Source organism: Oleiharenicola lentus (genome assembly GCF_051660365.1).
GTDB lineage: Bacteria > Verrucomicrobiota > Verrucomicrobiia > Opitutales > Opitutaceae > Lacunisphaera > Lacunisphaera lenta_A.
Genome location: NZ_JBOZXB010000001.1, coordinates 3,721,404 through 3,734,987, shown reverse-complemented (window position 1 = coordinate 3,734,987; position 13,584 = coordinate 3,721,404). Strand labels below are relative to the sequence as shown.

The 13,584-nt window shown below is 59.5% G+C and carries 13 protein-coding genes; 7 read left to right on the top strand and 6 right to left on the bottom strand.

What is annotated here, in order from left to right:
- Positions 1–3: 3 nt before the first annotated feature.
- The 3 genes from truA to ACRRQW_RS14630 all read right to left on the bottom strand — a co-directional run bounded on the left by truA (position 4) and on the right by ACRRQW_RS14630 (position 2,381).
- Complete coding sequence (truA, locus tag ACRRQW_RS14640; RefSeq protein ID WP_438482304.1) at positions 4–756, bottom strand: tRNA pseudouridine(38-40) synthase TruA; 753 nt, start codon at positions 754–756, stop codon at positions 4–6.
- Between the two features lie 105 nt (positions 757–861).
- Positions 862–1,287: a Holliday junction resolvase RuvX gene (ruvX, locus tag ACRRQW_RS14635; protein ID WP_438482303.1), complete on the bottom strand. Its 426-nt coding sequence runs from the start codon at positions 1,285–1,287 to the stop codon at positions 862–864.
- Between the two features lie 5 nt (positions 1,288–1,292).
- Positions 1,293–2,381: a mannose-1-phosphate guanylyltransferase gene (locus ACRRQW_RS14630; protein WP_438482302.1), complete on the bottom strand. Its 1,089-nt coding sequence runs from the start codon at positions 2,379–2,381 to the stop codon at positions 1,293–1,295.
- Between ACRRQW_RS14630 and ACRRQW_RS14625 the strand changes: the two genes are divergently transcribed.
- Both ACRRQW_RS14625 and rimO read left to right on the top strand, forming a co-directional pair.
- Positions 2,380–2,793: a rhodanese-like domain-containing protein gene (locus tag ACRRQW_RS14625; protein ID WP_438482301.1), complete on the top strand. Its 414-nt coding sequence runs from the start codon at positions 2,380–2,382 to the stop codon at positions 2,791–2,793. The genes ACRRQW_RS14630 and ACRRQW_RS14625 overlap by 2 nt on opposite strands.
- A gap of 246 nt (positions 2,794–3,039) precedes the next feature.
- Positions 3,040–4,464, top strand: coding sequence for a 30S ribosomal protein S12 methylthiotransferase RimO (gene rimO / locus ACRRQW_RS14620; protein ID WP_438482300.1), 1,425 nt, complete (start codon positions 3,040–3,042; stop codon positions 4,462–4,464).
- 7 nt (positions 4,465–4,471) lie between these two features.
- Here rimO and ACRRQW_RS14615 read toward each other — a convergent pair whose 3' ends face one another.
- Positions 4,472–5,896 (bottom strand): UDP-N-acetylmuramate--L-alanine ligase, encoded by a 1,425-nt coding sequence (locus ACRRQW_RS14615; RefSeq protein ID WP_438482299.1) that lies wholly within the window; start codon positions 5,894–5,896, stop codon positions 4,472–4,474.
- A 60-nt stretch (positions 5,897–5,956) separates the two neighbouring features.
- The gene (locus tag ACRRQW_RS14610; protein ID WP_438482298.1) at positions 5,957–6,781 is read right to left on the bottom strand and encodes a helix-turn-helix domain-containing protein; all 825 of its coding nucleotides are present in this window, start codon (positions 6,779–6,781) and stop codon (positions 5,957–5,959) included.
- A gap of 68 nt (positions 6,782–6,849) precedes the next feature.
- Between ACRRQW_RS14610 and ACRRQW_RS14605 the strand changes: the two genes are divergently transcribed.
- The 5 genes from ACRRQW_RS14605 (at position 6,850) to ACRRQW_RS14585 (ending at position 12,947) form a co-directional block, all read left to right on the top strand.
- Positions 6,850–8,235, top strand: coding sequence for a hypothetical protein (locus tag ACRRQW_RS14605; RefSeq protein ID WP_438482297.1), 1,386 nt, complete (start codon positions 6,850–6,852; stop codon positions 8,233–8,235).
- Between the two features lie 4 nt (positions 8,236–8,239).
- Complete coding sequence (locus ACRRQW_RS14600) at positions 8,240–9,148, top strand: carbohydrate kinase family protein (RefSeq protein WP_438482296.1); 909 nt, start codon at positions 8,240–8,242, stop codon at positions 9,146–9,148.
- A 132-nt stretch (positions 9,149–9,280) separates the two neighbouring features.
- The gene (locus ACRRQW_RS14595; RefSeq protein ID WP_438482295.1) at positions 9,281–10,591 is read left to right on the top strand and encodes a hypothetical protein; all 1,311 of its coding nucleotides are present in this window, start codon (positions 9,281–9,283) and stop codon (positions 10,589–10,591) included.
- The gene (locus ACRRQW_RS14590; protein ID WP_438482294.1) at positions 10,588–12,216 is read left to right on the top strand and encodes a hypothetical protein; all 1,629 of its coding nucleotides are present in this window, start codon (positions 10,588–10,590) and stop codon (positions 12,214–12,216) included. Before ACRRQW_RS14595 ends, ACRRQW_RS14590 begins: the two co-directional genes overlap by 4 nt.
- On the top strand, positions 12,213–12,947 hold the full coding sequence (locus tag ACRRQW_RS14585; RefSeq protein ID WP_438482293.1) for a glycosyltransferase family 2 protein: 735 nt from the start codon (positions 12,213–12,215) through the stop codon (positions 12,945–12,947). Before ACRRQW_RS14590 ends, ACRRQW_RS14585 begins: the two co-directional genes overlap by 4 nt.
- A 19-nt stretch (positions 12,948–12,966) precedes the next feature.
- On the opposite strand, the gene ACRRQW_RS14580 is transcribed toward ACRRQW_RS14585, so the two are convergent.
- A complete protein-coding gene (locus ACRRQW_RS14580; RefSeq protein WP_438482292.1) occupies positions 12,967–13,422 on the bottom strand; it encodes a hypothetical protein in 456 nt (151 codons plus the stop codon).
- Between the last annotated feature and the right edge of the window lie 162 nt (positions 13,423–13,584).

The window sequence follows — 13,584 nt, the reverse complement described above, 5'->3', positions numbered from 1 at the left end:
AGTTCAGTAGAGGACTTTAAGCATGAACAATCCCTGCGGCGGGGCCGTGACGACCGCGTGCACGCGTTTCCGAGTGATGAGAAGTTCCGCCACGCCTTCGGGCGAGATTTTGCCGAGCCCCACGCTGACCAGCGCACCCGCTAGGCTCCGCGCCATCTTGTAGAGAAACCCATCGGCTTCGAACGTGAAGGTTACGCGCTGGCCCTTCTTGGAAAGATCGAGACGGCGCAAATCGCGCACGGTCGTTTCGTAAGTGCGGTCGTTTTCACCCGAGAACGCCCAGAAATCGTGCTTCCCGCGCAATAGTTTCGCCGCCGCTTGCATCGCTTTCCAATCCAACTCGCCGCGAACCGACCAACAATATGGGAAATCAAACGGATCCGCTTCGCCTAAAAACACGTGGTAACGATACACTTTCCCCTTCGCATCGAAACGCGCGTGGAAATCCGGTCGCACTTTTTTCACCGACTTAATCTGAATCGAACGCGGCAGCCCTGTCTGGATCGCCAGCCGCAACCGCTCCGCACCGTGCGTCCACGCCGCATCAAAATGACAAATCTGCCCGTGCGAATGCACCCCGGAATCGGTGCGTCCGCTCCCTTCGATGCGGATCTGCTGATCGAAAATTTTCTTTAGCTGCCGCTCGATCAGATCCTGAACGGTGTTGCCGCCTTCCTGACTCTGCCACCCGTGAAACGTCGTGCCGTCGTAGGCCACGACGCACTTCCAACGCTGAGTTTTGAGAGATTTTTTCACAGAGAAAAAGGAGGATGCACCGAGGGCACAGAGCGATAGTTTAAGAAAATCTTACTCCGCGGACTCTGTGTAAACTCCGTGAACTCTGTGTCGAATCTTCAATCCCTAGCCCAAAAGCTGCGGGGGGAACTTCTGGTCGAGGAAATCCTGCAAAATCAGGCACGCCGCGCGCGAGTCCACCACGCCGCTCTGCCGGATGCCGCGCCGGTCTTTCTTGGCGATTGATGACTCGGCTTCCGAACTCGTCAGCGTCTCGTCGATCATGTGGATCGGCAGTCCAAACGCTGACTTTAAACGCGCGGCAAACGCGTCCACTTCCTTCGCTTTGAAGCCGACCGTGCCGTCCATGTTGTAAGGATAACCCAGCACAAGATCGGTGACGCGACGCTGCTTGATGAGCTCGCCTAGTTTTTGCCAGCGCACGGACTCATCCACATCGATCAGCGCCGGCAGCGGCGTCGCCACGCCGATCTCGTCGCCTTGGGCAAGGCCCACGCGTTTCGTGCCGTAATCGATGCCGAGGCAGCGCATAGCGCTTAAAGAAACTTTTTTCTTTCGGGGTCTTTCTTCAGGCGTTCGAGCAGCGCCTTGATGTCCTGCGCTTTGTCTTTTGGACACACGAGCGTCGCTTCGGGGGTATGCACGACGACAAGATCGCTCGCGCCGACGATCGCGGTCAAATGGCCGTCGGCGCTTACTACGATGTTATTCGAGCCGCCTTCCACCATCGCGATTCCGCGGAGCACGTTGCCGGCATCATCTTGCTTGAAATGTTTCGCAATCGCCGGCCAGGCGCCAACGTCGTCCCAGTCGAACGTGGCCGGCACGACGACCACGTTCGTGGATTTCTCCATGAGCGCGTAGTCGACGGAAATCTTTTTCAACGTCGGATACACTTCCGCCAGCGCCGGTGCCCAACCGCCGGCGGATTTCGACGCGGTTTCGAGTTTCGCGAGGCCGGCGTAAAGTTCGGCCGCGTGCGCTTTGAACGCAGCTTCCACGACTGGCACGCGCCAGACGAACATGCCCGCATTCCAAAAATATTCGCCCGACTCTACGTAACTTTGCGCGGTAGCCTGGTCAGGTTTTTCGACGAAGCGCTTCACCGTCATCACGTCACGCCCGCCGAATTTCTTCCACAAACCGGATTGCTGAATGTAGCCGAAACCCGTCGCCGGCTCGGTTGGCTTGATGCCCAGCGTCACAAGCACGTCCGCCGACTCCGCCGACTCAAACGCCACGGCAAGCAGCTTCTGATACTCCGTTGTGTCGTGGATAACATGATCCGCCGGCAGCATCGCCATGACGCCGTTCGCAGAACGTTCTTTGACCAGCAACATCGCCAGTCCGGCGGCGGCGGCGGTGTCGCGACCGATCGGCTCGGCGACGATATTTGCCGGAGGCAGACCCGTGCAGGCTTTGCGACAGCCCTCGAGTTGCGACTGGTTGGTGATGACAAAAATATTTTCCTTCGGGACTAAGCCGGTCACGCGATCCACCGTCTGCGCGAGCATGGAAGTGTCGCCGACGATCGGCAGCAAGTGCTTGGGCGAAGCTTCGCGACTTTGCGGCCAGAAACGCTCGCCGCGACCACCCGCCATGATGACTACAAAACGTTGAGACATGGCCGACCACGATTTGCGGCCTGTCGCCACCGTCAACGGCGAACTGGGAGTTGCCTTTCGAGGGCTGCCGCGCATTTTCCGCGGCTTCACCATGGAAACGCCGCTCGAAGTCGATGTCGTCACTGCCGCGCAACTCGTTCGCGAAGGCGCTTTGTTGCTGGATGTGCGCGAGCCCGACGAGGTCGCCACCGTGCACGTCGCGGGCAGCCAACACATTCCCATGCGCCAAGTGCCGGAGCACCTCGCCGACCTGCCGCGTAACCGGCATGTGGTGGTAATGTGTCACCACGGCCGGCGCAGCATGATGGTTACCCAGTATTTGCGCGGACAAGGCTACACGCAGGTCACGAACATCGCCGGCGGCATCGACGCGTGGGCCGAGCAAATCGACCCGAATCTGGCGCGTTATTAAGGATTCAGGCGCACGCTTGACTCCCGCCCTGCTTTTAAGGCACAAACGCACCCTTCATTCCAATTACCTATGGGTCAACAAACCAACAAGCACATCAAAAAGAAACGCCGCATCGCTTACCACAAGCGCCGCAACGCCGCCCTCAAGGCCACCATTAAGAGCAAGTCCAAGAAGTAAGCGCGCTTTCCGCACGTTTCGCTTGTTCAAGTGCGCGCCCCAGCCGGCGCGCCTTTGTTTTTATAGACCATGATTACAGTCAGCCTCATTTCCCTCGGTTGCGCCAAGAATCTCGTGGATAGCGAGATCATGGTCGGCCATTTGCACAAGGCCGGCATGGCCGTCATCCCGGAGGCCGAAAAAGCCGACGTGGTCATCGTCAACACGTGCTCATTTATCGACTCTTCCAAGGAAGAGTCCATCGGCCACATCCTCGAAGTTCACCAGAACAAGGGGATGAAAAAGCGTCGCAAGGAGCAGAAGCTCATCGTCGCCGGCTGCATGTCGCAGCGTTTCTCGAAGGATCTCTCGAGCTCGCTGCACGATGAAGTCGACGCGTTCATCGGTCTCGACCAGATCACGAAAGTCGCGCCGATCATCGAGGAAATCTACGCCAAGGAACGCGGCAAAAACGCGCCCAAGGAGGCGCCGATTAATTTCATCCAGGGCAAATCGGTTTACATCCCCGACTACGACACGCCGCGTTTCCGTCTCACGCCGAATCATTTTGCCTACATCAAGATTGCCGAAGGCTGCAATCACCCGTGCACGTTCTGCATCATCCCGCAAATCCGCGGACGCCACCGCAGCCGCACCGTCGACAGCGTCGTGCAGGAAGCGCGTCGCCTCGTGAAGGAAGGCGTGAAGGAAATTAACCTGATTTCCCAGGACACGACCTTCTTCGGCATGGACACGTGGGAACAGCGCCCGAACCCGCGCACGCCCGTCGATTCCTCCCGCGGCACCGCACTCACGACTCTCCTCCGCGAACTCAACGCCATCGAAGGTGATTTTTGGATTCGCCTGCTTTACACGCACCCGGCGCATTGGAGTGACGAACTCATCCGCACGATCGCCGAGTGCCCGAAAGTCGCGCGCTACATCGACATCCCGCTGCAACACATCAGCGACCACATGCTCGGCAAAATGCAGCGCGAGACGAGCGGCGACTACATCCGCGACCTCATCAAACGCATCCGCGCCGGCATCCCTGGCATCGCGGTGCGCACGACGTTCATCGTCGGTTTCCCCGGCGAAACCGAGGCCGATGTCGACGAGCTTTGCCAATTTATCAAGGAAACGAAATTCGAACGCCTCGGCGTGTTCCGCTATTCCGCGGAAGACGGCACGCGCGGCGCCAAGATGCTCGACCAGATTCCGCCGAAGATCAAAGAAGCCCGCTGGCATCGCCTCATGGCGCTCCAGCAGGAAGTCGCGCGCGAAGTCTCCAAGGGATTTGTGGACAAAACCATCAAAGTCCTCGTCGAAGAACCCGGCGTCGCCCGCGGTGAAGCCGACGCTCCGGACATCGATGGTCGCGTCTACGTCCCGCGTGAATTGCCCGTCGGCGAATTCGTGAATGTCGCGATCACCGGTTATCAGGATTACGATTTGCTCGCGCTGCCGAAAGGTCAGAAACCCACGACCCTCAAAGTCGCCAAGCAAGCGCAGTGAGTTGACGTCAGGCGGTCGTCTGGGCCGCTACGTATTTTCCGATAATCCCATCAAACGAACCGTTGGTGAAAAACACCACGAGCTGTGCGCGCTCAGCGAGCGCGGCGGTTTGTTTTAACATGATGTCGAGCAATGCCGCATGCGTGGGCGCGGTGTGCGCCGAGACGCCTTGTGTTTCGAGTTGCTGGATCACGGCCTCGGTATCGAAACGCTCCTCGGGCTTTAATTTCTCCGGTCGCGACACTGCGCCTAAATAAACTTCGTCGGCGAGCGCCAACGCGCGCAGGAAAGCCGTCTGCATGACGTTGGTGCGCGACGTGTTACTTCGCGGCTCGAACGCCGCGTGGATCACGTGCCCGGGAAAACGGCTGCGAAACGAGCGCAAGGTCTCCGCCACCGCGGTCGGATGGTGCCCAAAATCCTCGATCACTTTCAGGCGCGGCGTATCAAGCAGCATTTCCTGTCGACGCTTCACGCCACGAAATTTCGCGAGGGCTTCCAACTTAAACTGCGTCGGATTATCCGGCACAACCGCCAGCGCGGCAGCCGTCGCGGCCATCGCCGCGTTGCGCGCGTTAAAAATCCCCGGCTGTGTCCACTTCACTTCTGCCCACGGCGCGCCTTTCCACACCAACTTGAACGTCACGCCCGCAGGCGACTCCACAAAATCCGTGATGCGCACATCGTTGCCCTCGCTCAAACCCACGCGCACCAGACGCGTCCACGCAAACGAGCCCAACGCGCGCAGGTTGTCGTCGTCCCCATTCGCGACGATCCAGCCGTTGCGCGGCACAATCCGCGTCAGGTGAAAAAACGTCCGCTGCACATCCTGCACGTCGCGGAAAATATCCACGTGATCGAACTCGAGGTTGTTCAATACCGCCACGTGCGGGAGGTAATGGATGAACTTGCTGCGCTTGTCGAAGAACGCGCTGTCGTATTCGTCGCCCTCGATCACGAAAGGATCGTCCCTTTTCCCAAGGTGATTGCCCACCGGTGGATCCTGCGGCACGCCGCCAATCAGAAACCCCGGATCGCGTCCATTCTCGCGCAGTAAAAATGCCGTCAGGGCCGTCGTCGTGGTTTTCCCGTGGGTGCCAGCGATCACGATGTTTTTCCGGCCCTTCAACACAAAGTCCGCGAGCAGTTGCGGCAGCGACGTGAACTCGAGGGCGCGCGTATCGAGCAGCCACTCCACTTCCACATTCCCGCGCGACATTGCATTGCCGATCACGACCAGATCCGGCTTCAGCATTTGCAACCGCTCGACATTGTAACCTTCGTGCAACTCGATCCCGCTCTGCGCCAGCACCGTGCTCATGGGCGGGTAAATCCCCGTGTCCGCACCGAGCACCGTGTGTCCCGCCGCTCGCGCGAGCAGCGCCGCGTTGCCCATCGCCGTTCCCGCCACGCCCATGAAATAAAGTTTCATTTGTGGGGCTAGTAACCCAGAGCCGCTTTTCTCTTTAAAGACGAAATTTCCAATAACCGCTTAAACCACGCCCGGACGCTGCTGCTGCCGGTAACGACGCGGCGCCAGGCCATGCGCCGCCCGAAACAACGCGTAGAAATGCGACAGGTTGTTCAAGCCGCAATCCAGAGCGATGCTCGCGATGCTTCGATCCGTGATGCGCAACTCGCGCGCCGCATATTCCATCCGCTGGCGATTGAGGTAATCTGACGGCGTCAGGCCAAGCACCTGCCGCATGGTGCGCGCCACATGTTCGCCGCTGCGACCCGCCACTTTGACGAAACCGGGAACGCCTTGCGCGAGCAGTTCCGGTCGCTGCAGCTGCTCGCACGCGTGCTGCAGCCAGTCGGGCCCGGCGATCGCTGAGTGCGACCTCGGCGGTTGGGCCTGCAAGGCGAGGCCCAGCAAAAAATGCTCCAACGCCAGTCGCGAGCCGGCGTCGGCCGCGAGTGCCGCGAGTTCGCGCCGCGTCGGCGGTGTCAGTCGCGCTCGATGCGGTAATTTTTCCTTCGAATCAAAAATCGCTCCGAGCGTTTCCGGGTGACGCCGCAGCAAATCGCTCCGGACGCGCGGATCGTAAGCGAGATTTACCAGCGTAAATCCGCGCGCATCCGCGGCGCCCAACACGTGTTCGTCCTCGGCCCGCACAAAGATCACATCACCGGCCGTGACGCTGTGCTCTTCGCCGTTGATGCGATGCACGCCCGATCCGCGTTCCACCCAAAACACTTCTGGAAAATCGTGCGTGTGATACTGCGCCGGCCGGCCGGGTTGAAACAGGATGATGGCCAAGTGATGGCTGTGCGACGCGGCGGCGAGGTTTCGCCAGCGTTTTTTCTCAATCATATCAGTATAACACCAAAAAATGTCAGGCAACGGCAAGACAGACCTGACTCCCCATGCTAAATTAGCGCATGAGCCTGCCTTCCTACCCTTCGCTCCCTCCCCTCGCCGGCGTGTGTTCCCACGCAGCCGGAGCCCAGCCGGGCATTTCGGTCGACCGCAGCGTGCTGCGCCTGCGCCGCTACGTTTACCTGAAAGCCCAGTCGCTGTTTAATTTTTCCACGCACTTCAACCAACTGCCCGAGTGGGAACTGAAAAGCGCCATTTCGCTGCACTTGTGGCAGGAAGCGGAGCACTCCACATGGTTTCGCACGCGCATCACGCAGATGCGCACCCCGCCGCACAACCTCGACCGCGTCCCGGACGAAGCGTTGGCCGGCTTCGTGGCGGAGTTGCGGGCTTCGCGCGATTCGCTCGAATTCGTCACGGGCGTTTACGACGTGTTGAAACGCGCCACGGTCGCGGCGCTGCGCGAATACCTTGCCGACAGTCATCCGCTCGCCGATCACCCCACGCGCCGCTTGATCAAGTGGGTGCTCGATGAAGAAGAAGCCCAACTCGAGTGGGGCGAGTCTGCGCTCGCAACGTTGCGGCAGCACGCAACGCCGGCAGCACGCAACGCTGCCGATGCGTGGAAGACTCATTTAACCGCTTACCTCGCGTTCGCCGGAGGTATTCACGGCGAATCTCCAAGAATTGAAATCGTGCAATTGCCGCCTGCGCGCGCCACCACGCCACTCGCACCCATCTCGCAAGTGCCGCGTCGCGACGATCGGTTTGCGCACGTCTGGAAATCGCGCGGCGTCGTGCCGGATGCTGCGCGCCCGGTGCACGAACGGCTGTGGTGGATGATGGATGTGCGCCTCAATGAAATGCACGTCTCGGAACTGATTGCGTCGGTGATCGCCGACTGGAAAGGCCAGCCTTGGGAATTTTATCACGACCTCGCGCGCCATCTTTGGGACGAGACGCGGCACTGTTTGCTCGGTGAAGTTGCGTTTGTTTCCCAAGGCATCGACATCACGCAGATTCCCACGCACGTCGGTTTCGCCGAATATCCCAACACGAAACTCAGCCCCGCCGATCGCTACGCGTTTCTCTGGGGCATCGAACAAGGCCTCATGGGAAAATCCGGCAAGCAAAGCGAAGTCGCGCTCGCCAAAGCCGGCGGCGACGAGCTGGCGACCGTGTTTCAAGATTTCGATTGGGCCGATGAAGTGTTGCACGCTGCCATCGGCCGACGCTGGTTGGAACCGCACTACGGCGACCGCGAAGCGATGCTCGCCGTCTACGACCGCGTGCGTCCAGACTACGACCGCATGAAGGACGAAGATCTCAAGAAACCTGGTCGCGATTGGTTTCCCTCATTTTATAAAAAGCATCTGAGTTCCAAGAACCCCAATCTCCACGAAACCGAGTCGTCCCATCCCGAGATCTCAACTCCTTCCGGCTATTAATCCCATGAGTCTGGCAATTCTTGGCGGCACGGTGGTCGATGTGATTTTTCCCCGAGTGGGCCACCTGCCGCAATGGCCGCGACACACCGAATTTACGTCGACGAATCTCGTTCTGCTTAACACTCCACCGCTCGTGACGCTCGGCGGAAACGGCGCCAACGCCGCCTACGTCGCCGCGCGCTGCGGCGCCGACGTGACACTCCACACGCGAATCGGCGCCGATTCGTTCGGTAACATCGCAGCGAGTTGGCTGCAATCCGCCGGCTGCGCACTCAGACCGACCACCCGCCAAGGCGCGACTGCGATCAATGTCACGGCCGCCAATGCTCGGCATGAGCGCGCGACTTTCTTCTATGCCGGAGAACCGGCGACGTTGCCGCGTTACGCTGCGAACGCGGTCGCGCCGCGCGCGTTGCTCGTGTGCGGTTGGCCGCATCCGCCCGTGAAAGCCATGGCTGCGACATTTAAATCGCTTCGCGCCCGCGGCACGTTGACCGCGCTCGATATCGGCCCATTGCTCAGTCAAAAATGGGCGACCGCCGATCTCGCGCCGGTGTTTGCCCACCTTGATCTGCTGCTGGCTAATGCGCACGAAGCTGCGCAATTGACCAAATCATCCGGAAAAATTTCCGCTGCCATTCACGCACTGCGGATGCATCACGCGGGCCACATCGTCATCAAAAACGGCTCGAAAGGCGCCTGGTGGGTGCCCGCTGGCGAAACCAAAGCAGTGCACTTTCCGGCGAAACGCGTGCGCGTCATCAACACCGTCGGCGCCGGCGATAGTTTCAACGGCGCCCTGCTCGCCGCGCTGGTCAAAAAAACCGATTTCGCTGCCGCCTTGAAAACCGCCGCCAAAGTAGCGGCGAGCGTCGTATCCTCAAAAAGCGGCGTGCTCGGCGTCCGACCCTGAGCTCACGTTTCGATTCGAACGGGATTCGCTGCGGAGCGCACACGCGTTTTCAGAGTGACGCGCCACCGACGTGCGAAATGCGCTTTGGGATTGAGCCCCTATCCCGCTCCGCCTTGCTAGCAGATTCATCACATGCGTTGGCTAGACACACCGGCGACCCCCGACCTGCGCTTCCACCGCATCAGCTTCGTTCTCGCGTTTGTCATCACCCTCATTTGGGGCGCTTGTTATATTGGCTACAACAATCCCGGCCTGGTGGATGAGCCGGGGCAGTTCGAGGCGATTTTGCATTTCTTTTTCACGAGGCCGGGCGTGCCCGCAGCGCTGCCCAATCTTCCCGGTTATCATTTTTCAGTCATCTGGCTCACCGCCGGCCTGCCCACGTTAACCGATGCACGCCTCGTTACACTAGGGTTCGCCTGCGCCGGCCTGATCGCGTTCGCGGGAGCTTGGCGGCAACTGCATGGTTCGCATCCGGGCGGAGCGACTTTGCTCCTCGCGTTGCTGCCGGTCATGCAACCGTTCACGGCCATGGCTTACACCGATGTGCCGGCGATGGCCTTGCTCTTCGCGGCGTTTTGGGCGCATTTTTCCGGACAGCGTCCGCTTTCAGCGCTGCTGCTGGTGGGAGCCTGCTTTATCAGGCAAACCTGCCTCGTATGGGCGGCCTTTCTTTTGGTTGCAGACGCGGCGCAGATATTTTTTCCCGAGCGTGAGCAGCGAATGGTAAACCGGATGGCGCAGCGCGCCGCATGGCTGGAATTCATCGAACGCAATCGCTGGTTACTGCTGCTACTGGTCACCTCTGCCGGCATCGTGCTCTACGCCGGACGGTTGACGGTCGGATCGATTCACGGAAACAAACCCGATCCCAATATCGCCACGCTGCACTTCGCGGCGGTTTTAATCGCATTTTTTTGCCTGCCGTTGTGGCCTTCGCTGCTGCGGGGAAGTTTTGAGTTTTTGCGGAACCGATGGCTGCATCGTCGCACCTCCATCGTCGTCGCAGCTATCGGTGCGGTCGGGCTCGCCGCCATTTTTTTCCTCACTTACCGCAATCCTCATCCTTGGAATCAGCCGTTATTTTGGGACGAGCCGCCTTGCGCCCGCATCCTCCTGCGCAACTGGCCGATTGTCGGCATCGATCGCTTCGTGGCGCTCAAAGCAATTTCGAGCCTGCTGTTGGTTTTGGTCCCGGTCGCGCTGGGCGTTGCACTGCGCGGCCAGCGTTACGCCCGCGAGTTGTTCTTGATCGCGCCTTTCGGCGTCGCCCTGCTGCTCTCAAACGGGCTCGTTGATCCGCGTTACTTGATTCCGCCGTGCGCACTGGGATTATTGTTCATCCAGCCTGATCGACCCTCTCTCTGTATCATCGCCGGCTGGTTTTTATTACTCTGCCTGATTCAAAGTCCGCTGGTGATGGCGCGGTTGATCCTCTGGTGAAAAATCCGGCTGCACACTCCGACGGCACGTCGCCGCGCCGGGAATCACCTGCACGCGTCTTGATCGCGCTCACGTTGGTCGTCGCCGCGACGCTGCGCGCCGCGTGGTCGACGATGGACAGGTATTTTCTGGGCGACGATTTCGCGTATGTCGGGCGGTTCATCCAGTTAAAGTTCTCAGAATGGCCGAGTTTGTTCGTGAACGACTGGTCAGGCGGAGTGTGGGGCGCAGTGCTACCTGAGTTACGCCCGTTCGCAGCGCTTACGTTTCTCATCGACGGTGCGCTGTGGGGCACGAATCCCCTCGGTTACCACCTCACTAATTTCTTTTTGGACACGGGCTGCGCGCTGCTGGTTTTCCTCATCGTGTGGAGACTCCACGAAGCTCGACTTTGGGCCGGTTGCATCGCGGCAGTTTTATTTGCGTGGCATCCCACTCATGCCGAGCCGGTCGCTTGGATTACTGGACGCGTCGATTTACTGGGCACGCTCGCTTACCTGGGCTGCTTTTTTTGCGGAGCGACTTACCTCCGCCAGTCCTCGAATGTGAAATGGCTGGCGCTTTCCATCGCCAGTTTCGGCATCGGATGTTTTTCCAAGGAGTTCTGTCTCACCGCGCCGCTCGCCATCGCCGCATGGGCGATTTTCTTCCGAACGGCACTCACGTCTGCCTGGCGCCGACACGCACTGCACCTTTTCGTGGGATGCGTCGTCATCGTCGTCATCGTCGCCGTCTGCCGGCATATTGCCTTTAGTTCCATGGCGGGCCGCTCGCAGAGCACTGCTTTGTTCAGCGCTGAATTTGCCGAACGGCAATTCGACTACCTTCGCTGGTATTGGACGCCCTTGTATGACTTTGGTCGCGACTACCGGCCACAACTCGCGGCCATCGCCACACCCCTCGTCGTCATGGCTGGGTTTTTATCGATCGCCATTTTGGCCCTGTGGCACTGGCGCGGGCCGACGACTCCCCGTTGGCGCGCGTGGGCATGCTACGGGCTTGTCTGGTATTTGATTGCGACGCTCCCGATGGCGGCCGCGAGTTATTTTTCGCCGCGCCACCTTTATCTGGCGTCCGCGGGACTCAGCATCGCGCTCGGGGTGTGGCTCACCACATTTTCCGCGAAACGCTGGTGGGCATGCGGAGCGAGCGTCGTGGTGATGCTCTATCACCTCGCCTGTTTCGACCAAACCGCCGCCGCGTGGCGTCACTCCGCAAAACTTTCCGAACGACTCATCGAATCAATTCACGCCGAAATTCCCAAGCTAGGGAAAAATGAAGTCCTGTTGATCGACACACCTGACGTCTTCGAGGGTGTCGCCATGTGGTCATGGGCAACGCCGTTTGCGCTGCAGCCACCCTTCACTCCCCCCACGGCAAAACCGATCCTGGCTTCACCCAACACTTATTTCTCTCCCGGCCAGTGGGTGCATCAAAGAGCCTTTCTGGAGACATTAACGTCGTCCCACGCGACTCTCATTCGCGCTGATGCCGCCGGCCTCGTTTCCATCGTTCGCGTTGACGAAGCGACTTTTAGCAAGGCACTCTCCGCGCTGCAAACCGCGGATGAAACCAATCCATTTTCCGCTTGGAGAAAGTTTATCGCGGCGTTGCAAACACCATGAGCCATTCCACCCAACCGACCTACAGCGTCGTCGTCCCGTTTTATAACGAGGAAGGCGCGGCCGGCCCGTTGCTCGCGGAAGTGAAAACCGTCATGGAAAAAATCGGCGCTCCTTACGAAGTGCTCGCCATCGACGACGGCAGCCTCGACCGCACCGTGGAGCAATTGTCGCTCGCCGCGCGAAACTGGCCGGCTTGTCGCGTGATTTCAATGGAGCGAAACCAAGGCCAGGCCGCCGCCTTGCTGCGTGGCTTTGCTGAAAGTCGCGGCGCGTGGATTATCACCATGGATGGCGACGGACAAAATGCTCCCGGCGATATTCCCTCACTCATCGCGGTCTCTGGACACTTCGACATGGTGGTCGGTATTCGAGCCACGCGGCGCGACACGTGGCTGCGGCGGGCGATGTCGCGCGTTGCGAATACGGTGCGCGGATCGATGCTCGGTGATTACCTCAAGGACAGCGGTTGCGCGTTGAAAATTTTTCGGCGGGAAGTCGCAGCATCTTTCTGGCCGATCCGTTCGCTCTATTCGTTCATGCCCGCATTTGCGGTCGCCGGCGGTTTTTGCATCACTGAAATCGCCGTCGAACATCGCGAGCGCCGCACCGGCATCTCGAAATATGGCTTCGGCACCTTCGCGTGGCGACCGCTGCTCGATATGCTCTCGTTATGGTGGTTGCTCCGAAAAAGACCCGCCATCAAGCCCGCGGGCCAAGCCCGGATGGGCTAACGCCCTAACGCGAATCAGTTCATCGATCATCCTGCGCGACTTCGTGGTATTCAGAGGCTGCGTAGGTCGTCTCAGAGTTCAGACCGCGTGCGGTCAGTGATTTTTCCCGACCAAGCTTCGATCGGGTGGCAGCGAAAAATTCCGTTCGCGACGAAGCGAAAGCTTTCACGATCACTCCGACAAAATTATTCGGCGTCAACAATGCGTCGTCCTCTCGGGAGTTGCCGATTCCCTGCATGATGTAACCGCCTTTGGTTTCGCCCACGATACAATGCGCAACGCGCATTCCACGTGAATCCAGATAGATCACGGTCATGCCCTTTTTGAGGTTTTCATAGTCAGCCTCAGCGACGACGAGCGCCGTGTTGTGCGCATACATCGGCTCCATCGAATCTCCTGTCCCCCAGAACACACCCACCTCAGGCCCCATCGTTCGCGCGAAATACTCCGCCGCCTCCATGGGACGACCAGACACAATTTCCGGCTCGGGAGTCTGTTTGAGAATCGCGGCGAGAATTCGCTTCGAAGATATTCCTCTCGCCGATCCGTCCGTAATCAACCCACACGCTAAAAATAACGCGATCAGGCAACGAAGGATACCAGCGTTCGACATCATGCAGCTCACACCGACCGAGAT